The organism is Achromobacter sp. FW305-C-13 (genome assembly GCF_058783475.1).
Window position 1 is genome coordinate 1,189,032 of record NZ_JBYSYN010000001.1, and the last position, 20,846, is coordinate 1,209,877.

A 20,846-nucleotide genomic window follows, 5' to 3' on the forward strand; every position below is an offset into this window, starting at 1 on the left:
GTGGCTGCGCGCGGGGCGCTTACTCGATGTTCTGCGCCTGCTCGCGCATCTGCTCGATCAGCAGTTTCAGGTCCATCGCGGCGCGCGTGACTTCCATGCTGCCCGCCTTGGACCCCAGCGTATTGGCTTCGCGGTTCATTTCCTGAAACAGGAAGTCCAGGCGCTTGCCGGCGCTGCCCGCATTCTTCTTGCCCGACGCGGACTTGCCGCCGCCGTCGGTCAAAAGGTGGCGAAGCTCTTCCAGGTGTGAACGCAGACGAGACAGCTCTTCCGCCACGTCGATGCGCAGCGCGAACAGATTGGCTTCCTGCGACAGGCGTTCGGACAGCTCGGTGCCGGAGATATGCGTGAAGCCGCCCGGGAAGGCCGATTCCACGCTTTCGCGCAGTTTGGCCGCCAGCTTGTCGCGGTGGTCGGACAGCAATTGGGGCAGATGAGCCTGCACAATGTCGACGACGCGCGCCACGCCATCGGCGCATTCGCGCATCATGCCGGCCAGGCGTTCGCCCTCGCGGGCGCGGCCTTCCTGCAACTGCGTCAGCGCTTGCTGGCCGGCCTGCAGGCAGGCGGCGCCCCAGATTTGCGGGTCGAGCGCATCGTTGCCGCGCTGCCCGGGCCAGTTGAACAGCTCCACCAGCCGGGGCGGGGCGATATCGGGGACGATGCGGCGGGCGGCCTGAAGCTGCTCGGCCAGGCTTTCAAGCCAGGTCGGGTCGAGTTTGGACAGGTCCGTGCTGGCGTTGCGCGTGAACGAAACGCGGATCTCGACCTTGCCGCGCGCCAGGTTGGCGGTCAGCAGTTCGCGCAGCGGCGTCTCGACGTGCCGCAATTCGTCGGGCAGCCGGAAATACAGGTCGAGGAAGCGGCTGTTGACGCTGCGCAGTTCGATGGCAAGCGTGCCTTGCTCTAAGTCTGCTCGGGCGTTGCCGAAGGCGGTCATGCTGCGAATCATGATGGGCGTTTCCTGGTGATATATCGCGGCAGGATACTCCAAGCGGGGATTTCCTGCGGCGCCAGCCCGTACAATGCCGCGAATCAATGTTCCTGTCTGGAGTCTGCCTGTGACCACTACGCCCACCATTGCCCGCCCGTCGGGCCGCGCCGTCGACGAACTGCGGCCGTTTGCCCTGGAGCGCGGCTTTACGCGCTACGCCGAAGGGTCGGTGCTGGTCAAGGCCGGCAACACCCACGTGCTGTGCACCGCGAGCGTGCTGGAGAAGGTGCCGCCGTTCCTGAAAGGCAAGGGCGAAGGCTGGGTCACGGCGGAGTACGGCATGCTGCCGCGGGCGACGCATACGCGTGGCGATCGCGAAGCGGCGCGCGGCAAGCAAAGCGGCCGCACGCAGGAAATCCAGCGCCTGATCGGCCGCAGCCTGCGCGCCGTGTTCGACATGAAGGCGCTGGGCGAACGCACCCTGCACCTGGACTGCGACGTGCTGCAGGCCGACGGCGGCACGCGCTGCGCCAGCATCACCGGCGCCTGGGTGGCAGCGGCGGATGCCGTCGCCTTGCTGATGAAGCGCGGCGACCTGGCCGTCAACCCGATCCGCGATGCGGTTGCAGCCGTGTCTGTCGGGCTGGTGCAAGGCCGCTCGGTGCTGGACCTGGACTACCAGGAAGACTCGGCCTGCGATGCCGACGTGAACGTCATCATGACGGGCAGCGGCGCCTTTGTGGAAGTGCAGGGCACGGGCGAAGGCGCGACCTTCACCCGCGCCGAACTGGACACGATGCTGGTGCTGGCCGAAGGCGGTATCGCCAGCCTGGTGCGCGCGCAGCGCGCTGCGCTGGCCTGATAGGGACAGCTTTCAGGCACGAAAAAACAGCCGCGAAAGCGGCTGTTTTGCATGGGGCGAGGGCAACAAGGCGAGGATTAGGCCGCCTTGCGTGATAGCAAGGCGTCGACCTTGGTGACCTTTTCCAAGCCCCAGATAGTGTCGATGAGTGCGCGCAGTTCCGCGTCCGTGGCGGCGTCCGCGTAGCGGCCCAGGCTGAGCGTCTTGTCTTCGATCTCGGGGCGGCTGAGCGTGTTGCCGGGGTCGCCCTTGGGTTCGTCCACGCGGCCGTGCACGGTGCGGCCGTCGCGGGTCGTGACGGTGACCTTGCCGATCCAGCGTTGCGGGTAGGCACGGTCGACTTCTTCGTCCAGCACCATCTCGACCTTGCCGCGGAAGTCGGCGACTGCCGGGTCGTCCAACCCCGCGTCAAACTCGGCCAGCCCGGCGCGGCCCTTGCGGGCGATAAGCGCAAGCACGGTGCCCATCGAGAACTTGGACTGGTGCACGGTCTGCGGATTGACGACCGGGCCTAGCACGTCGATGGCGCCCTGGTGCACGTGGGCCACCACGCGCGCCACATCGGCTTCGGTCAGGTTGTTGTCGCGCAGCGCCTGCTGCAGCGCATCGGCGGCCGGATGGGTGTGGCGGCACGACGCATGGAACTTGAACGAGGTTTCAGCCAGCGCCCAGCGTTGCCCCAGGCGGTCGCAGAGCTTGGACGGGTCGGCATCGGTGGACATGCCGGCCGCCATGCCTTGCGGACCTTCCAGGATGTGGCGGGCGCCGGTGAAGCCCTCGCGCGCCAGATACGCGGCAGTGATGCCGTCGGCTGCCGCCTTGGCGGTGTGCAATTGCTTGGAATCGGCGGCGTCGCGCAGGAACTCCCAAAGACCTGCGGCCTGGGTGCCGGCCGAGCCCAGCGCGTGCAGCATCTGTTCAGGCGACAGCTTGAGCAGGTGGCCGGTGGTGACTGCGGCGGCCAGCGTGCCCGCCGTGCCGGTGGTGTGGAAAATCTTGTAGTGCGAACGGCCCAGGAATTCGCCGACGCGGATGCCGACTTCATAGCCGGCGACGGCGGCGGTGATCAGGTCGCGGCCCGAGCTGCCCAGCGCTTGCGCCACGGCGAGTGCGGGCGGGAAGACCACGGCGGCGGGGTGGAACACCGAGCCGTTGTGGACGTCGTCCTGTTCAACCACATGGGCGGCCGCGGCGTTGACCATCGCGGCGAACAGCGGCGACGTGCGGCGGCGCGTGATCAGCACTTCGCTTGGGCCGTCGGCGGGTCCCATGGCGGCGGCATAGCGGTCGATGGCCTGCACGGCGCGGGCGGAGGCGCCCGCCAGGATCGAGGCCAGGCAGTCCAGCAGCAGGTCTTCGGCGCGGCGCAATACCGGCGCGGGGATGTCCTCGTAGCGCAGGTTGGCGGCAAAGGCGGCGAGTTCAGCGCTGAGGTGGGGAGTGTCTTTGGCGGCGTTCATGTGCGTAGTCGGGTCAGAAGGAACGGGGCAGGCCCAGGATGTGTTCGGCGACGTAGGACAGGATCAGGTTGGTAGAAATGGGCGCCACCTGATACAGCCGCGTTTCGCGGAACTTGCGCTCGACGTCGTACTCGGTCGCGAAGCCGAAACCACCGTGGAATTGCAGGCAAGCGTTGGCGGCTTCCCACGAGGCGTCGGCAGCCAGCAGCTTGGCCATGTTGGCCTGGGCGCCGCACGGTTGGTGGGCGTCGAACAGGCGGCAGGCCTCGTAACGCATCAGGCTGGCAGCTTCCACGTTGATGTGGGCGCGGGCGATGGGGAATTGCACGCCCTGGTTCTGGCCGATGGGGCGGCCGAACACCATGCGTTCCTTGGCGTAGGCGGTGACCTTGTCCACGAACCAGTAACCGTCACCGATGCACTCGGCGGCGATCAGCGTGCGTTCGGCGTTCAGCCCGTCCAGGATGTACTTGAAGCCTTTGCCTTCTTCGCCAATCAGGTTCTCGACGGGGATTTCCAGATTGTCAAAGAACAGCTCATTGGTTTCGTGGTTGACCATGTTGGGGATCGGGCGGATCGTCATGCCGTGCTTGACGGCGTGATGCAGGTCGACCAGGAAGATCGACATGCCTTCGGACTTGCGCGCGACCTGGTCCAGCGGCGTGGTGCGGGCCAGCAGGATCATCAGGTCGGAATGCTGCACGCGCGAGATCCAGACCTTCTGGCCGTTGATCACGTAGCGGTCGCCGCGGCGCACGGCGGTGGTCTTGATCTTGGTGGTGTCCGTGCCGGTGGTGGGCTCGGTCACGCCCATGGATTGCAGGCGCAGTTCGCCGGCGGCGATGCGGGGCAGGTATTCGCGCTTCTGGGCGTCGGAACCGTGGCGCAGCAGCGTGCCCATGTTGTACATCTGGCCGTGGCAGGCACCCGAGTTGCCGCCGCTGCGGTTGATCTCTTCCATGATGATCGACGCTTCGGTCAGGCCCAGGCCCGAGCCGCCGTATTCCTGCGGGATCAGTGCCGCCAGCCAGCCGGCCTCGGTCAACGCGCGGACAAAGTCCTCGGGATAGCCGCGTTCTTCGTCGATCTTGCGGAAATATTCGCCAGGGAATTGGGCGCAAAGGTCGCGCACGGCTTCGCGGATGTCCTGATAAGCGTCAGAGGCGTGTGGCATAGGGCTGCTGTATGGATGATGGGAATGGTTCGGTACAGCATCGAATGTGCCGCAAGGGCGTGTCGCTGCCAATTCACAATTCCTTAATACGGGGTTCCTGTTCGCAAAAGCGCAGTTTCATGACGGGCGTTCGTCATGCTCGGGCCCAGGTTGTGTCAAGAAATTGCCAAACTGGATGCCCATAATCCGATGCACTGCGCCTTTGGCGCCAGGCTATATACGGATGGATATGCGGAAAAATCTCAGGGTCACCACGGCGGTATCGGCCATTCTGGCGTTGTTTGTGGTGCTGTTCGCCGTCGCTGCGGCAGCCGGCATCGCGGTGTTGCGCGACAACCGGGCCGATATCGAAGCCTTGGGCCGGGGCAGCATCGAACGCGCCAGCGACCTGGCCGACATGACCAGCCGCTTGTTCCAGGCGCGCGCCGCGCTGACCGATGCCAAGACCGGCATGGAGGGCGGCCTGGAAGCCGCCCGCGACGAATCCCTGGCGCAGGCAGACGCGCTGCTCAAGCAGGCCGGCGCCAGCCTGGCGCGCCTGCGTGGCAATCCCGATGCCAGCGCCCAGGGCGGCCCGCTGTTCGAGCAGGTGCTCAAGGCCTATACGGCATTTGCGGAGCAGACGCTCGTGCCCATGCAGAAGGCGATCCAGGGGTGGAACGGCATCGAGGTCAACCGGCTGGTGGACAAGGTGCTGCCCGCCAGCGGCGCGGCCTACGTCAAGCAGGCAGACGCTTACCAGACCTATTCGCGCGAGCAGGGCCAGGCCGCAGTCGCGGGCGCCAGCCAGACGCTGGAGCGGGTGATCCTGGTGGCGGCCGGCGTGCTGGGCGTGGTGCTGCTGCTGGCCGTGCTGATCCGGCTGGCGTTTCGCCGCAGCATCCTGCGACCGCTGAACGAGGCCGGCGCGCACTTTGACCGCATCGCCGACGGCGACCTGACGGGCGCCATCGCCATGCGCGGCGACAACGAGATCGGCGTGCTGTATTCAGCCATGCGCCGCATGCAGACCGGGCTGTCTGCCGCCGTGGCCTCCGTGCGCCAGGGCGTCGAGGAAATCCATACGGGCTCGGGCGAGATCGCGGCCGGCGGGGCGGACATGTCCGATCGCACGGCGCGCCAGGCCGGTTCGCTGCAAGAGGCCGCAGCCAACATGACCCAGCTGGCGCACACCGTCCAGATGACGGCCGGCAACGCGGACCAGGCCAGCCGGCAGGCCGAAAGCGCCACCCGTCTGGCGCAACGCGGCGGCCAGGCGGTGGACGAAGTCGTGCAGAGCATGCAGGGCATCGCCGACAGCGCGCGGCGCATCGGCGAAATCGTCGGGGTGGTGGACAGCATCGCCTTCCAGACCAACATCCTGGCGCTGAACGCGGCGGTGGAAGCCGCGCGTGCGGGCGAACAGGGCAAGGGTTTTGCCGTGGTCGCGGGCGAAGTGCGTTCGCTGGCGCAGCGCAGCGCGCAGGCCGCCCGCGAAATCAAGGGCTTGATCGAGGACTCGGCGTCGCGGGTCGAGGCGGGCGTGCGCCAGGTGAACCTGGCCGGCGACACGATGCGCGACATGCTGGCGTCGGTCGATCGGGTGACGCAGATCGTGGCCGAGATCTCGAGCGCCACCGCCGAACAGGCCGCCGGCATCGCGTCGGTGAACGACGCAGTGGCCGACATCGAGCGGTCCACGCAAGAGAATGCGGCGATGGTCGAACAGACCGCCGCCGCCGCCGCCGCGCTGGAGATCCAGGCGCAAGGCCTGCGCCGCGCGGTGGCGGTGTTCCAGATTGCCCAGGCGGCCCAGAATGCTGCCGCCGTGCAGGCGGCAGCCGGGCAATCAATCGGCCAGCTGGGGCAGGGCGCCGCCGGTGTAGCGCTCGATCACCAGCGACAGGTTCCCATGCTTGACCTTGTGCTTGACATGCGCGGCGGCCGACGCGATGTCCTCCGGGCGGATGCGCTCGCATAGGGAAGGCGTGACGGTCAGCGCCCCTACGCCCAGCGTCACGAACGGAAAGAAGCGCGGCACGCCATAACGGTCTTCGGCTTCGATGCCCCCGTTATGGCGGCCCTGGTCGTCATAGAGGTCGATGGCCTGCTCATTGAACTCGGCGATGATCCGCTGCACGCGCTGCGTCCAGTCCGGGCTGCGGAACAGCACCACGAAATCATCCCCACCCACATGGCCGACAAAATCGCGCAGCGGATCGCAATGCTGTTTGACGACTTCGGCGGTCAGCATGATCATGTCGTCGCCACGCCAATAGCCATATACGTCGTTGAAAGGCTTGAAGTTATTGAGGTCGCCGTAGCAGATGGTGAAGTCGGCGGCGTCCTCCAGCAAGGTGGCGATGTGCCGGCTGATGGGGATGTTGCCGGGCAGGGACGTCAGCGGGTTCGCGTAGCGCGCCGCTTCGATCCGCATTTCGGTCACCGAGCGCACCAGCGTTTCGCCCGTGGCCAGGCCGTCGTAGCGGCCATCCCGCGTAATGATCAGCCCGTCCATCAGATAGCGCTGGTCTTCTGAAATCAGTACGTGGCTGAGCTGGTCGATGGATACGTTCAGGTCCACCAGCACCGGTTCGTCGTTCATGAAGGTGGAGCACGCGTCGCGGCCGAACAGTTCGCGCGTGTAGCGTTGCGCGTAGTGTTCCGAGAAATCGCGGCGGTTGATGATGCCTACCGGCCGGTTGTCGCCGTCGATGACTGCCACCGCGTGCATGTTCTTGTGTTCGATGAAGAGCCGATGCACGTCGTCGTTGGTGTCCTTGTTCAGCAGCGCGGCGGGTGCTTCCACCCGCAGGCTGGCGGCGGTGCCGCCTGCGGAACGTTGCGACAAGGGGGCAGGGCTGCGTACCCGCAGGGAATCGCGCAGCGGCGCGTTCAGCTCAGTCAGCAGCGTTTCCTCGGGGCGCCCCAGAAACCAGCCTTGGGCGTACCGGATGTCCAGTTCGCGCACCACGGCCAGGTCTTCCGCCGTTTCTATGCCCTCGGCGACGATGGCCGTGCCCAGGTGCTGGGCCACCTTCAGGATGGCCCGCACCATGTTCTGCTTGCGATCGCTCTGGCCGATGCCGTTGAAGAAATAACGGTCGATCTTGACGAGATCGGGCTGCATCTCGGACCACAGTTGCAGGTTGGAATTGCCTACGCCGTAATCGTCCAGGGCGATGCGCATGCCGCGCTCCCGCAGGCACGCGAAGGCGCAGCCCAGTTCGCCCATGTGGTCCGACAGCGGGTCCTGTTCGGTCAGTTCGACGATGATGCTCGACGGGGGCAGGGTGCAATCCTTCAAGAGGCGCAGCGGCATGTCGTCTCCCCATAGCGTCCAATAGTGGATCAGCGCCGAGCCCGACAGGTTCAGGAACAGCTTGCCGGCCGCTTCGTTGTCCTCGAAGCCCTGGGCACCGGCCCGGAAGCTGGCCAGCTCCACTTGCGGGTGCAGCCCCTGGCGCCGCGCTTCGGCGAAGAGGGCGTCGGGATAGTGCAGGGCGGTATCGGCTGGGCCGCGGATCAGGCTTTCATGGCCGTAGATGCGGCTGTGCGACAGGTCGACGACGGGCTGGTAGCGGGGGCGGAGCAGCCGTTCGCGCAGAATGCCGGCCAAGCCGGCTGACGTGGGCGCATCGCCCAGGGAGGTGTGGGGCGCGCGGACCGAAGCCGTCCGGGGCATAGCGTGAGTAGGGGTCATCGCCGGGGTCAGATACGATCAGTGACAAGATCGCTGATGTTGACGACAAAATGTGTCGGCGGTGTTGCGGGAGCGCACGTGGATAGGCGGTCATGCCGCGGCGCGGGCAGGCCGTGCCCTATACAATTTGCCTTATGACTTCCCCCAAGATTCCCGATTCCCTGCGCCGCATCGTGTTGGCGTCCAATAATGCTGGCAAGTTGCGCGAGTTTTCCGCCTTGTTCGCTCCCCTGGGCATCGAACTGGTGCCCCAAGGCGAGCTGGGCGTGCCCGAGGCCGAAGAGCCGCACGTCACCTTCGTCGAAAACGCCCTGACCAAGGCGCGCCATGCCAGCCGCCTGACCGGGCTGCCCGCCCTGGCTGACGATTCCGGCCTGTGCGTGGCGGCCTTGGATGGTGCGCCCGGGGTCTATTCGGCCCGCTACGCCAAGATGCAGGGCGGAGAGAAATCCGATCTGGCCAATAACGCGCTGCTGACGCAGAACCTGGCCGGCCACGCTGACCGCCGTGCCTGGTATGTCGCCGTGCTTGCGCTGGTACGCTCGGAAAACGACCCGTGCCCGATCATCGGCGAAGGCCTGTGGCATGGCGAGATCATCGACCAGCCCGAAGGGGCGAACGGCTTTGGCTACGATCCCCATTTCTACCTGCCCGACATGGGGCTGACCGCGGCCACGCTGGACCCCGAGGAAAAGAACCGCGTCAGCCACCGCGCCCGCGCGCTGCGCGAACTGCTGAGCAAGCTGAGCCAGGCTTGAGCGCGCGCGCGCCACGCCCGCTCCAGGAAACCGCATGTCCATCACTATCCCTATCCGCAACGACCTGGGCGCATCGCCCTCGCGCCGGCTCGTGCCGGCGGGCGCCACGCTGACCAGCCTGCCGCCGTTGTCCGTCTATGTGCACGTGCCCTGGTGCGTGCGCAAATGCCCGTATTGCGACTTCAATTCCCACGCCGCGCCGGGCGAAATCCCCGAACGCGCCTATCTGGATGCGTTGCGCAGCGACCTGGAACAGGCGCTGCCGTCCATCTGGGGCCGCCAGGTCGTGTCCGTCTTCATCGGTGGCGGCACGCCCAGCCTGCTGTCGTCGGCAGGGCTGGACGAATTGCTGGCCATGCTGCGCGCCTGTCTGAATGTATGGCCGGATGCCGAGATCACCATGGAGGCGAACCCCGGCACCGCCGAGGCCAGCCGCTTTCGCGAGTACGCGGCCAGTGGCGTCACGCGCTTCTCGCTGGGCATCCAGAGTTTCGACAATGCCCAATTGAAGAAGCTGGGGCGCATCCATGATGCCGATCAGGCCCGCGCCGCCATCGGCATGGCGCAACGCGCCGTCTCGCGGGTGAACCTGGACATGATGTTCGCCTTGCCGGGCCAGACGCTGGACGCCTGTGTGGCCGATCTGCGCGAGGCCATCTCGTTCGGCACCGAACACCTGTCGCTGTATCACCTGACGATGGAGCCCAATACGGTCTTCGCCAAGTTCCCGCCCGAAGACCTGCCCGACGACGACACCAGCGCCGCCATGCAGGACGCCGTGGAGGCCGAACTGGCGGCGGCCGGCCTGGCCCGCTACGAGGTGTCTGCCTACGCCAAGCCCGGCGCCCGCTGCCGCCACAACGTGAATTACTGGGAATTCGGCGATTACCTGGGCATCGGCCCCGGGGCGCACGGCAAACTGTCATTCCATGACCGTATCGTGCGCGAGGCGCGGCTGCGCAGCCCCGATTCCTGGATGCAGGCCGCGATGGCCCGCGATGGCAGCCACTTGGCTGAAAACCGCCAGGTCGGCCCCGACGAACTACCTTTCGAATTCATGCTTAACGCTCTGCGCCTGAAAGACGGGGTGCCCAGCACGGCGTTCAATGAACGCACCGGCCTGTCGCTTGCCGCCATTGCGCACCAATTGGAGGCAGCCTCTAAACGGGGCCTGCTGGACGGCGATCCGACCCGTCTAAAGGCGACGCCCTTGGGGTGGCGCTTCCTGAATGACCTCCAGGAAATGTTCCTTTAGCAGGAATGCACCATAACGGGGCAATCGTGCCCCACTATTTGCACCAAAGTGGTGCTACATTTTTTCATGACCGTGCGGTCTTCCCCAGGGATTCCAGGGGGTAAAACCTGGCACGCTTATTGCTTCCCTCTTTTATGCCAGTCGAGAGGCAAAGCCCTCGACCCTTTTATCTAATGGAGATGACATGGCAAGCCCGAAAGACGTCCTGAAACAGATCGCCGATAACGAAGTCAAATTCGTGGATTTCCGCTTCACCGATACGGTTGGCCGTGAGCACCACGTGTCCGTGCCCACCAGCCAGATCGACGAAGACAAGCTGGAAAGCGGCCAGGCTTTCGACGGTTCGTCGATCCCGGGTTGGAAGGGCATTGAAGCCTCCGACATGCTGCTCATCCCCGATTGCTCGACCGGCAACCTGGATCCGTTCCGCGAAGAGCCGACCTTGATCCTGTCGTGCGACGTCGTTGAACCGTCGGACCTGAAGGGCTATGACCGCGACCCGCGTTCGCTGGCCAAGCGCGCCGAAGCCTACCTGAAGTCCTCCGGCCTGGGCGACACCGCCTACTTTGGTCCGGAACCCGAATTCTTCGTGTTCGACGGCGTGACCTGGAACACGGACATGTCGGGCACGTTCGTCAAGATCAAGTCCGAAGAAGCCTCGTGGTCCAGCGGCCAGGAATTCGAAGGCGGCAACACCGGCCATCGTCCCCTGGTCAAGGGCGGCTACTTCCCCGTTCCGCCGGTTGATTCGTTCCAGGACATGCGCTCGGAAATGTGCCTGCTGATGGAACAAATGGGCGTGCCGGTCGAAGTGCACCACCATGAAGTGGCCGGCGCCGGCCAGCTGGAAATCGGCACCAAGTTCAGCACGCTGGTCCAGCGCGCCGACTGGACGCAGATCGTCAAGTACGTCGTGCACAACGTGGCCCACGCCTACGGCAAGACCGCGACGTTCATGCCCAAGCCCATCGTTGGCGACAACGGTTCCGGCATGCACGTGCACCAATCCATCTGGAAGGATGGCCAGAACCTGTTCGCAGGCAACGGCTACGCCGGCCTGTCGGAATTCGCGCTGTACTACATCGGCGGCATCATCAAGCACGCCCGCGCCCTGAACGCCATCACCAACCCGGGCACGAACTCGTACAAGCGTCTGGTTCCGCACTACGAAGCCCCGGTCAAGCTGGCTTACTCGGCCCGCAACCGTTCGGCCTCGATCCGCATCCCGTACGTCGGCAACCCGAAGGGCCGCCGCGTCGAAGCGCGTTTCCCGGACCCCCTGGCCAACCCGTACCTGGCTTTCTCGGCCCTGATGATGGCCGGCCTGGACGGCGTCCAGAACAAGATCCACCCGGGCGATCCGGCCGACAAGAACCTGTACGACCTGCCGCCGGAAGAAGACGCGAAGATCCCGACCGTGTGCTCCTCGCTGGAACAAGCGCTGGAAGCCCTGGACGCCGACCGCGAATTCCTGACCCGTGGCGGCGTGTTCAGCAACGACATGCTCAGCGCCTACATCGACCTGAAGATGGCCGATGTGAATCGTCTGCGCATGACGACGCACCCGGTCGAATTCGACATGTACTACAGCCTCTGATCGTTTAGAGGCTGTGGCGGGGGGAGCGCGATGATGTAGGCAGAAACCAGGGCCCACACCACGCGCACCACCAGGTCGCGGCTCGACGGTTTGTCCGCCAGGCATCACGCCTGGCGGGCAGGGCGCCGGGTTCCGGCGCCGCCGTCGCGGGCGCGTTCCGCTTTCCCCCTGTCATTCGGGTACGTTGAAAAATGAATGTAGAAGCTCTCGATCTGCTTGCCACGTCCGTTTTCCTGGTCAACGAGCGCGGTCACATTGAATATGCCAACGCTGCCGCCGAAGATCTGTTCGGCCGCTCGCGCAAGCAACTGGGCGGGCACTCCGCCGCCACGCTGTTCGACACCCCAGAAAATATCCAGTCCTCGATCGACCGCGCCGCGGCCGGCAGGTACGCCGACGTCAGGCAATTGGCCTCGTTGCGCCGCGCCGCCGAATCCGTGGAAGTCGCTGTCACGACGGTGGGGCTGACGGGCCAGCGCTGGCCCGTGCTGATAGAGACCCGCGAGATCGAGCAGCGCGTGCTGGCTGACCGCAACCATCGACTGGTCGATGAAATCGAAGCCCACCGTGAATTGCTGCGCAATCTTGCGCATGAAGTGAAGAATCCCCTGGGCGGTTTGCGCGGCGCCGCGCAATTGCTGGAGGCCGAACTGCCCAGCGCGGCCCTGGCCGAATACACCCAGGTCATTATTTCCGAAGCCGACCGCCTGCAGGCGCTGGTGGACCGCCTGAGCGGCCCACAACGTGTGCCGCTGAATGCACGGCCGGTGAACATCCACGAGATCTGCGAGCGCGTCTGCGCGCTGATCCAGGCTGAATTCCGCAACGACGTCACCATCCTGCGCGACTACGACGCGTCGGTTCCCGATCTGAAGGGCGACGCCGCCCGTCTGATGCAAGCCGTCCTGAACGTGGCGCGTAACGCCGCGCAGGAACTGGTCGCACGGCCCGAGGGGCCCAAGACGGAACCTGGTGTTGTCACGCTGCGTACCCGTGTGGCGCGGCAGGTCATGCTGGCCCACCGCCAGCACCGGCTGGCGCTGGTGCTGTCCATTATCGATAACGGTCCCGGCGTGCCGGACCACATCCGCGACCGCATTTTCCACCCCCTGGTCACGGCCAGAGCGGGCGGAACGGGCCTGGGCTTGAGCCTGGCCCAGGATTTCGTGCAGCAGCACGGCGGCATCATCGAATTTGAATCCCGACCGGGGCGCACCGAGTTTCGCCTGGTCCTACCGATGGAGCCTGCACACTGATGAAACCCGTATGGATCGTCGACGACGACCAGGCCATCCGCTGGGTCCTCGAAAAGGCCCTGGCCCGCGCTGGTGTCCCCACCCGCAGTTTCTCCCAATCGGCTGACGTGCTGGAGGCGCTGTCGCGCGAAACGCCCGTCGCCTTGGTGTCCGATATCCGCATGCCCGGCGGCAACGGCCTGGAGCTGTTGCGTCAACTCAAAGAGCGCCATCCCGGCTTGCCGGTCATCGTGATGACCGCGTTCGCCGACCTGGACAGCACCGTGTCCGCGTTCCAGGGCGGCGCGTTTGATTACCTGGCCAAGCCGTTCGACGTGAACGAGGCGGTTGCGCTGATCCAGCGCGCCATGCAGGAATCCACGCAGCCGGAAACGCCTGAAGGGCAGGGCGAGGCGGCGCAGAACAACGAGCGCTGGATGATGACGCAGTCGTCTTCCACCGCCATGCAGGAAGTGTTCCGCGCGATCGGCAGGCTGGCCCAGTCCAAGGTGACGGTGTTGATCACCGGCGAATCGGGTACCGGCAAAGAGCTCGTCGCCCGTGCCTTGCACGGCCACGGCGTGCGGGCCAGCGGCCCGTTCGTGGCGCTGAACGCGGCGGCAATCCCGCGCGACCTGCTTGAAGCCGAACTCTTCGGCCACGAGCGCGGCGCGTTCACGGGCGCCAACAATCTGCGCCGTGGCCGCTTCGAAGAAGCGCACGGCGGCACCTTGTTCCTGGACGAAATCGGCGACATGCCGATCGAGCTGCAGACGCGCCTGTTGCGCGTGCTGGCCGAAGGCAGCTTCTACCGTGTGGGCGGGGCTCAGCCCGTGCGGGTGGACGTGCGCATCGTGGCCGCGACCCACCAGCCGCTGGAGCAGCGTGTCGAACAGGGTTTGTTCCGCGAGGACTTGTTCCATCGCCTGAACGTGATCCGGCTGCGCCTGCCGCCGCTGCGCGAACGCGTGGAAGACATTCCTGCGTTGGCGCAACATTTCCTGACGGCAAGCGCCCGCACGCTGGGCGTGCCGGTCAAACGCCTGACGCCCGACGCGCTGGCCGTGCTGACCAAGTTCGACTTTCCCGGCAACGTCCGCCAGCTGGAGAACTTCTGCCACTGGTTGACGGTAATGGCCCCGGGCCAGACGGTGGACCGCCAGGACCTGCCGCCGGAAATCCGCGCGCTGGAGCATCAGCAGCAACCCGGGTTGGCCCCGTTGCGTCCCGCAACGCCGATGCCGGGTATCGGCACGGTGGTGCAAGCGTCTCAAGGTCTGGACGACGGCGCGCCGCGCAACTGGCAGGATTCCCTGCTGCGCGATGCGCAGTACCGCCTGGAGCGCGGCGAACCTGCCGTGATGGCGACCTTGACGCGCCAGTTCGAGAAGATCCTGCTGCAAAGCGCGCTGGACGCCAGCCGCGGCCGCCGTGTGGAGGCCGCATCCCGCCTGGGCATCGGCCGCAACACCATCACGCGCAAGCTGCGCGAGCTGGGGATCGAAGACGAGTGATCGTTGATGGGTTGCCGGGCGTCGTGAGCCCGGCAGCCCGTCAGCCCATTCCCAGCAGGCTTTCGCAGAGCCGCGGCGATTTCAGCTTTTGCAGCCACCACTTCAGCGCTTCACCCGGCGGTTCGGCCCGCCAGGCGTACGCCACGTGTTCCGTCAGGGACATGCCTTCATCCGTCTCGCACACCACCAACAGACCCTGCGCCAGGTAGGGCGCCGCCATGGTCAGCGGCAGGTAGCCGCAGCCCAGGCCGCGTACTTGCGCGTCGATCTTGGCCTGCATGGACGGCATTACCAAGGTGGGCTGGTCTGCCAGGATGCCGCGCGATTGCGGCGGCAGGTTGCGCGACGTATCCGCCACGACGACTGCGCAGTACTTCGTGATGTCGGCGCGGCTGAGCGGTTGCGGCAACGATGCCAGGGGGTGATGCGCCGCGACGCAGAATCCAAACTGCGTGGCGCCGATCGCCTGCGACCGGTAGGGCCCCGTCGGCTCGGCATTTGCGCCGGCGCCGATCACCAGGTCGGCACGTCCGCTCGTCAATGCATCCCAGTTGCCGCTCAGCACTTCGCTGGAAAAGCGCAGCGTGGTCGCGCTTTCCAGCGTCTGGAATTCGTCGATCAGGTCGTACAAGGGCCGCCACGGCAGTACGGCGCTGACGGCGATGCGCAGCTCCACTTCCCAGCCGGTGGCGATGCGCTTCACGCGGCAGGCCAGATCGTCCAGCGATTGCAGCACGTGGCGCCCATCCTTCAGCAGGGCTTCGCCCGCGGGCGTCAGCAGCGCCCGGTGTCCTGAGCGGTCGAACAGCAGCACGTCCAGGCCGTCTTCCAGCTTGCGGATCGAATAGGTCACGGCGGACGGCACTTTGCCCAGTTCGCGCGCGGCCTTGGCAAAGCTGCCATGGCGGGCGATGGCGTCAACCAGGATCAACAATTCAGGCGTAATGGGCTGCATGGTGGGGCTCGATCAGATGCATTCAAATAATTTGAACGAAGTCATCAAAATATAACGCCAAAGCGACCCTGCTGCACGCGCAGAATATCACTCATGCCAGGGGTTAAGCGGAAAAGGCGAAGCGAAATGCCGGCACCGCACCCTACAGACCATTCATATTATTGAAACAGGAGTCCACAATGCTTACGATTCGCCGCGCTGCCGAACGGGGTCACGCCAACCATGGGTGGCTCGATTCGTTTCACACCTTTTCCTTCGCCAATTACTACGACCCGGCTCACATGGGCTTCGGCGCACTGCGCGTGATCAATGACGACCGTATTGCTGCCGGCCGCGGCTTCGGCACGCACGGCCATCGGGACATGGAGATCATCACCTATGTGCTGGACGGCGCCATTGCGCACAAGGACAGCATGGGCAGCGGTTCGACCATCCAGCCCGGTAACGTGCAGCGGATGAGCGCTGGCCGCGGTGTGATGCACTCCGAGTTCAACCCGCTGCCGGACACCGAAACGCACATGCTGCAGATCTGGATCGAGCCCGACGTGACCGGCATTGCCCCGGAGTACGAAGAGCGCGCTTTCAGCGACGCGCAAAAGCGTGGCCGGCTGCAAGCCCTGGTGTCGCCGGATGGTGAAGACGGCTCGATGAAGATCCATCAGGACGCACGCTTGTATGGCGGCCTGTTCGACGGGGCCGAGTCCGCCACCCTGGCACTGGCCGCCGGCCGCCGCGCCTGGGTGCACGTGGCGCGGGGCAACGTGACGGTCAACGGCGCCGAGCTCTCGGCGGGTGACGCGGTCGCTATTACTGACGACACCCGTGTCGAGCTGTCGGCCGGCAAGAACGCCGAAGTGCTGGTGTTTGACCTGGCGTAATGCCCGAGGCCGGGCGGAAGGGTTTCCGCCCGGTCTTGTTTTTGAACGGGCCGTTGGGCCTTAACATGGCCATTGGCCTATAGAAGCGGAGCGCTACACCATGTCTACGTTGTCCGATGCAGGCGAAAACCAGATTGAAACCGTCGTGGTGCCGCGCACCAGCGACCTGGGCGGCTTTTCCGTCCGCCGTGCGATCCCGTCGGCGCAGCGCCGAACCGTCGGGCCGTTCGTGTTCCTTGACCACATGGGTCCGGTGGAATTCGATGCCGGCTCGGGCATCGACGTGCGCCCGCACCCGCACATCGGCCTGTCCACCGTCACCTACCTGTATGAAGGGTCGATGGTGCACCGTGACGGCGCGGGCAACACCCAGACGATTCTGCCTGGCGAAGTGAACTGGATGACGGCCGGCCGCGGCATCGTCCATTCGGAACGTTCGTCGCCGGAAAGCCGCCAGGCGCCGCAGCGCCTCTGTGGCCTGCAGATCTGGGTGGGCCTGCCCAAGCAGCACGAGGAAACGGCCCCGGGCTTTACACACTATGGCCTGGATGCGCAGCCGGTAGTCGAAGGCGAAGGCGTGCGCGCCCAGGTTGTGGCGGGTTCACTGTTCGGCAAGACCTCGTCGGTCAAGACGCTGTCGCCCCTGTTCTACGGCGACCTGCAACTGAAGGCGGGCGCCACGACGGTGCTGCCGGCGGAGTATGAAGAGCGCGCCGCCTATCTGGCCGAAGGCTCGGTCGAGGTGGATGGGCAAGTGTTCGAAAGCGGCCGGCTGGTGGTGTTCGCCCCGGGCCGGCCGGTGCAGATCCGCGCTGTCACCGCCGCGCGGTTTGCGGTGCTGGGTGGCGAACCCCTGGACGGTCCGCGCTTTGTCTGGTGGAACTTCGTCTCCAGCAGCAAGGATCGCATCGAGCAGGCCAAGCAGGACTGGCAGCGCACGCGCTTCGACCAGATCGTGCCTGGCGACGAGACCGAATACATCCCGCTGCCCGAACCACGCGCCTGATTGCGGCCGACGCGTTTTCCCCTGCCGCGCGAGGCTTGCGCGGCAGTATGATGCGCCTCCAAACCTTCATAACAACAGGATGGAGACTCATGCATCGCTACACCCTCAACCTTGCGCGCGGCCTGGCCGCGTTGGCGCTGGTCAACGGCGCGTCCGCGGCGTTCGCTGCCGGCTATCCGGCCAAGCCCATCACCTTCATCGTTCCCTACACGGCGGGCGGCACCACCGATCTGGTGGCCCGCACCGCGGGACAAAAGGTGGCCGAAAAACTCGGCCAGCCGGTCATTGTTGAAAACCGGCCCGGTGCCGGCGGCAACATCGGTATGGATGCCGTGGCCAAGGCCGCACCGGACGGCTACACGATCGGTTTCGGCGCCATCTCCACGAACGCGCTGAATCCCTTCGTCTACCCGTCGATGCCGTTCGATCCCACCAAGGATTTCACCGGCGTCAGCATGCTGGGCGCATCCACCGTGGTGCTTGAAGTCGGCCCCGCGTTGAAGGTGGCGAGCGTCAAGGATCTGGTCGCGTACGCCAAGCAGCACCCGGGCACCGCCTTCGGTACGCCGGGCACCGGGACGTCCATGCATCTGGCCGGCGTGATGTTCGACCAATTGACGGGCGTCGGCATGCAGCACATTCCGTACAAGGGCAGCGCGCAAGGGCTGAACGATTTGCTGGGCGGACACCTGCCCGTGATGTTCGACAACCTGCCTGCCTCGCTGCCGCACATCAAGGCAGGCAAGGTGCATGCGCTGGCCGTCACGGGCAGCAAGCGGGCGCCCGCGCTGCCGGACGTGCCGACGCTGGCCGAACTGGGTTATGCGGGGGCGGTGGTTGACCCGTGGTTCGCGGTGTACGGCCCGGCCAAGATGTCGCCGGAAGTCACCCAGGCGCTGAGCGAGGCGTTCCAGTGGGCGTTGGCCCTGCCGGAAGTGAAGGACAAGCTGGAGCAAGCCGGTTTCATGCCGTACGGATCGACCCCGCAAGAGGTCGAGCGCCTGACCCAAAGCCAGCACGAGGCCTTCAAGGCCCTGTCGCAAAAGGTCAAGCTGTCGGCGGATTGATGGCCGGCTCAGCGCCCGCGGGCGAAAGCCTGCTCGCGCTGCGCCTCCAGCGCTTCGCGCCGGATGAAGTCCCGCACGAAATCGTTGCGCGGATGGTGATGCAGGTTATAGGGCGTATCCCACTGCGCGATGGATCCCTTGCTCATCACGCCGATGCGGTCGGCGATGGCGAAGGCTTCGGCCTGGTTGTGCGTGACCAGGATGGCCGTGTGGCCCGTGGTCTTGAGAATGTCCCGCACTTCGAACGCCAGGCGTTCGCGCGTGTCCACATCCAGGTTCGAAAACGGTTCGTCCAACAACAGCAGATCGGGTGAGGGCGCAAGGGCCCGGGCCAGCGCCACGCGCTGTTGCTGGCCACCCGAGATCTCGTGCGGGTAGCTGTTGGCGGCATGCGCCAAACCCACCAGTTCCAGCATTTCTTCAACGCGGCGAGCGCGATCCGCGCGCGCCAGCTTGCGCAGGCCGAACGCTACATTCAAGGCCACGGTCAGGTGTGGGAACAGGGCGTAGTCCTGGAACATCATGCCGACGCGGCGCAGTTCCGGCGCCACTTGCTCGGTGGCCGAGGAAATGACGGTGCCGTCCAGCAGGATGCGGCCATCACGCACCGGTTCGAAGCCGGCGATGGCGCGCAGCACCGTGGTCTTGCCGCAGCCGGACTCACCCAACAGGCAGCCAATGTGTCCGGTCGGCAGACCCAGGGTCAGGTCTTGCACCACCGGCTTCAATCCGGCGGGCGTGTCGTAAGCGAGCGAAAGATGATCGATTTCTAACAGATCGGGCACGATGATCAATGTCCCATTTTCAGATTGGTGCGCGCCAGCAGAATGACGGGCAAAAGGCCGGCCAGGACGATCGCCAGCGCCGCGACGGCGCCTTCCTCGTACGTGCCGCGCGCGGCTTCGGCGTAGAGCCAGGTGGCGAGCGTATCGAAATTCATCGGCCGCAGCAGCAAGGTCGCCGGCAGTTCCTTCATGGCGTCCACGAAGACCAGCAGGGCGCTTGCGGCCAGCGCGGGGCGCAGCAGCGGCAGATGGACCCGGCGCAAGGTGCCCGCCGAGCTTTCGCCCAGCAGGCGCGATGCCTGTTCCAGCGAAGGCGGGATGCGGGCCAGGCCGGCTTCCAGCGCGCCCGTGGAAATCGCCAGGAAGCGGATCACGTAGGCGATGACCAGCGCGCCCATCGAGCCCATCAGGAACAGGCCCGAGCCGCCGAATACCGTGGCGACCGCATGGTCGATCCAGACGAAAGGCGTCAACAGGCCGATGGCCAGCACCGTGCCCGGCACCGCGTAGCCCAGGCTGGCGATGCGCGCGCAGGCGCGGCCCGGATTGAAATTGGCGCTTTCGCGCATGGTGCGGCCGGCCCAGGCCACGATCAGTCCGCACAGCAGGGTCACAATGGTGGCGCTGAACGCGACGATCAGCGTGTTGCCCAAGCCGTTGATCAACTGGTTCGATACGCCACCCACCAAATGCAGGCGCTTGTAGGTTTCATAAATCAGATAGGCGGCCGGCGCAATGAACCCCATCACGACGGGGATCCAGCCCAGCAGGGCGGCGACGGCGGCGGGCAGACCGCGCAGGCGGCGCGGTTGCATCGGGCGCATACGCTGCGTATTGGCGTAGCGCTGGCGCTTGCGGCCGTGGCGCTCCAGCATGATCAACCCGATCACGATGGCCAGCATCGTCAGCGCGATCTGCGCAGCGCCGGCCAGGTCAGACCTCGTTACCCAGGTCGTATAGACCGACACCGTCAGCGTCTGCACGCCCAGGAACTCGGAGGCGCCGATATCGTTCAGCGTTTCCAGCAGTGCCAGGCTGACGCCCACGACGATGGCCGGCCGCGCCAGGGGCAGGGCGACGCGAAAGAACACTGCAACGCGTCCGGCGCCCAGTGTGCGCGCGGCTTCCAGCAGGCTGGCCGCCTGCGTCATGAACATCACGCGGGTGCTCAGATAGACATATGGGTATAGGACGAAGCCCAACACGAATATTGCGCCGTAGATGGAGCGCAGGTCGGGCAGGCGGAATTGCCGCGGACTGTCATAGCCCAGCAGCGCGCGGATCGCCGTCTGGACCGGCCCGATCGGGTGCAGCAAGTCCAGGTAAGAGAACGCGATGATGTAGGTGGGTACGGCCAGCGGCAGCAGCAGCGCCCAGGTCAGGATGCGGCGCGTGGGGAAGTCGTAGGCGGTCACCAGCCAGGCGGCGCCCGTGCCCAGCAGCGTCACCATCACGCCCACGCCCGCCAGCAGCATGGCCGTGTTGGCCAGGGCTTGCGGCAGCACATAGCTTGCCAGGTGCTGCCAGTGTGAAAGTTCGCCGCCCAACGCCCACCACAGCAGCGTCAGCACGGGCGCAAGCACGGCCAGGGCGATCAGGCCCGCGCCCGCAAGCCAGCCGGCGCCGCGTTCAGTCCAGCGCAAACGCAACGGCCGGGGCAAAGATTCTGTGTGCATGCTTCAAA

16 protein-coding genes and 1 pseudogene are annotated in these 20,846 nt (G+C 65.8%); 10 read left to right on the plus strand and 7 right to left on the minus strand.

What is annotated here, in order from left to right; all coding sequences use genetic code 11:
* Positions 1–19: 19 nt before the first annotated feature.
* Positions 20–952, minus strand: coding sequence for a YicC/YloC family endoribonuclease (locus AC3WMU_RS05355; protein WP_006222230.1), 933 nt, complete (start codon positions 950–952; stop codon positions 20–22).
* 73 nt (positions 953–1,025) lie between these two features.
* Here AC3WMU_RS05355 and rph point away from each other — a divergent pair, with 73 nt between their 5' ends.
* Entirely contained in the window at positions 1,026–1,796 is a 771-nt protein-coding gene (gene rph / locus AC3WMU_RS05360) for a ribonuclease PH (RefSeq protein WP_085946858.1), read from the plus strand.
* A gap of 77 nt (positions 1,797–1,873) precedes the next feature.
* Here rph and AC3WMU_RS05365 read toward each other — a convergent pair whose 3' ends face one another.
* Both AC3WMU_RS05365 and AC3WMU_RS05370 read right to left on the minus strand, forming a co-directional pair.
* On the minus strand, positions 1,874–3,256 hold the full coding sequence (locus AC3WMU_RS05365; protein ID WP_088587315.1) for an MmgE/PrpD family protein: 1,383 nt from the start codon (positions 3,254–3,256) through the stop codon (positions 1,874–1,876).
* A 13-nt stretch (positions 3,257–3,269) separates the two neighbouring features.
* Positions 3,270–4,430, minus strand: coding sequence for an acyl-CoA dehydrogenase family protein (locus AC3WMU_RS05370; protein WP_006222227.1), 1,161 nt, complete (start codon positions 4,428–4,430; stop codon positions 3,270–3,272).
* 229 nt (positions 4,431–4,659) lie between these two features.
* Between AC3WMU_RS05370 and AC3WMU_RS05375 the strand changes: the two are divergent.
* Positions 4,660–6,093 (plus strand): annotated as a pseudogene (locus AC3WMU_RS05375) (methyl-accepting chemotaxis protein); the annotation flags it as partial.
* A 165-nt stretch (positions 6,094–6,258) separates the two neighbouring features.
* Here the strand turns inward: AC3WMU_RS05375 and AC3WMU_RS05380 are convergent.
* On the minus strand, positions 6,259–8,112 hold the full coding sequence (locus AC3WMU_RS05380) for an EAL domain-containing protein (RefSeq protein ID WP_492281950.1): 1,854 nt from the start codon (positions 8,110–8,112) through the stop codon (positions 6,259–6,261).
* Between the two features lie 134 nt (positions 8,113–8,246).
* Here AC3WMU_RS05380 and rdgB point away from each other — a divergent pair, with 134 nt between their 5' ends.
* The 5 genes from rdgB to ntrC all read left to right on the plus strand — a co-directional run bounded on the left by rdgB (position 8,247) and on the right by ntrC (position 14,471).
* Positions 8,247–8,870, plus strand: a complete 624-nt coding sequence (gene rdgB, locus AC3WMU_RS05385) for an RdgB/HAM1 family non-canonical purine NTP pyrophosphatase (RefSeq protein WP_006222223.1) — start codon at positions 8,247–8,249, stop codon at positions 8,868–8,870.
* A 34-nt stretch (positions 8,871–8,904) separates the two neighbouring features.
* On the plus strand, positions 8,905–10,125 hold the full coding sequence (gene hemW / locus AC3WMU_RS05390; RefSeq protein WP_492281951.1) for a radical SAM family heme chaperone HemW: 1,221 nt from the start codon (positions 8,905–8,907) through the stop codon (positions 10,123–10,125).
* A 184-nt stretch (positions 10,126–10,309) separates the two neighbouring features.
* On the plus strand, positions 10,310–11,722 hold the full coding sequence (gene glnA, locus AC3WMU_RS05395) for a type I glutamate--ammonia ligase (protein ID WP_006222221.1): 1,413 nt from the start codon (positions 10,310–10,312) through the stop codon (positions 11,720–11,722).
* Between the two features lie 191 nt (positions 11,723–11,913).
* Positions 11,914–12,978 (plus strand): nitrogen regulation protein NR(II), encoded by a 1,065-nt coding sequence (glnL, locus tag AC3WMU_RS05400; protein ID WP_006222220.1) that lies wholly within the window; start codon positions 11,914–11,916, stop codon positions 12,976–12,978.
* On the plus strand, positions 12,978–14,471 hold the full coding sequence (ntrC, locus tag AC3WMU_RS05405) for a nitrogen regulation protein NR(I) (protein ID WP_006222219.1): 1,494 nt from the start codon (positions 12,978–12,980) through the stop codon (positions 14,469–14,471). Before glnL ends, ntrC begins: the two co-directional genes overlap by 1 nt.
* Positions 14,472–14,511: 40 nt before the next feature.
* Here the strand turns inward: ntrC and AC3WMU_RS05410 are convergent, their stop codons facing one another.
* The gene (locus AC3WMU_RS05410) at positions 14,512–15,426 is read right to left on the minus strand and encodes a LysR family transcriptional regulator (protein ID WP_006222218.1); all 915 of its coding nucleotides are present in this window, start codon (positions 15,424–15,426) and stop codon (positions 14,512–14,514) included.
* Positions 15,427–15,605: 179 nt separating this feature from the next.
* Here AC3WMU_RS05410 and AC3WMU_RS05415 point away from each other — a divergent pair, with 179 nt between their 5' ends.
* The 3 genes from AC3WMU_RS05415 (at position 15,606) to AC3WMU_RS05425 (ending at position 18,377) form a co-directional block, all read left to right on the plus strand.
* Positions 15,606–16,304: a pirin family protein gene (locus AC3WMU_RS05415; RefSeq protein WP_492281952.1), complete on the plus strand. Its 699-nt coding sequence runs from the start codon at positions 15,606–15,608 to the stop codon at positions 16,302–16,304.
* Between the two features lie 100 nt (positions 16,305–16,404).
* Entirely contained in the window at positions 16,405–17,310 is a 906-nt protein-coding gene (locus tag AC3WMU_RS05420; RefSeq protein ID WP_492281953.1) for a pirin family protein, read from the plus strand.
* An 89-nt stretch (positions 17,311–17,399) separates the two neighbouring features.
* Positions 17,400–18,377, plus strand: coding sequence for a Bug family tripartite tricarboxylate transporter substrate binding protein (locus AC3WMU_RS05425; RefSeq protein ID WP_280026137.1), 978 nt, complete (start codon positions 17,400–17,402; stop codon positions 18,375–18,377).
* Between the two features lie 8 nt (positions 18,378–18,385).
* Here the strand turns inward: AC3WMU_RS05425 and AC3WMU_RS05430 are convergent, their stop codons facing one another.
* Both AC3WMU_RS05430 and AC3WMU_RS05435 read right to left on the minus strand, forming a co-directional pair.
* Positions 18,386–19,162 (minus strand): ABC transporter ATP-binding protein, encoded by a 777-nt coding sequence (locus AC3WMU_RS05430; protein WP_088587592.1) that lies wholly within the window; start codon positions 19,160–19,162, stop codon positions 18,386–18,388.
* Between the two features lie 5 nt (positions 19,163–19,167).
* Positions 19,168–20,838, minus strand: a complete 1,671-nt coding sequence (locus AC3WMU_RS05435) for an ABC transporter permease (protein ID WP_280026138.1) — start codon at positions 20,836–20,838, stop codon at positions 19,168–19,170.
* Positions 20,839–20,846: the final 8 nt, after the last annotated feature.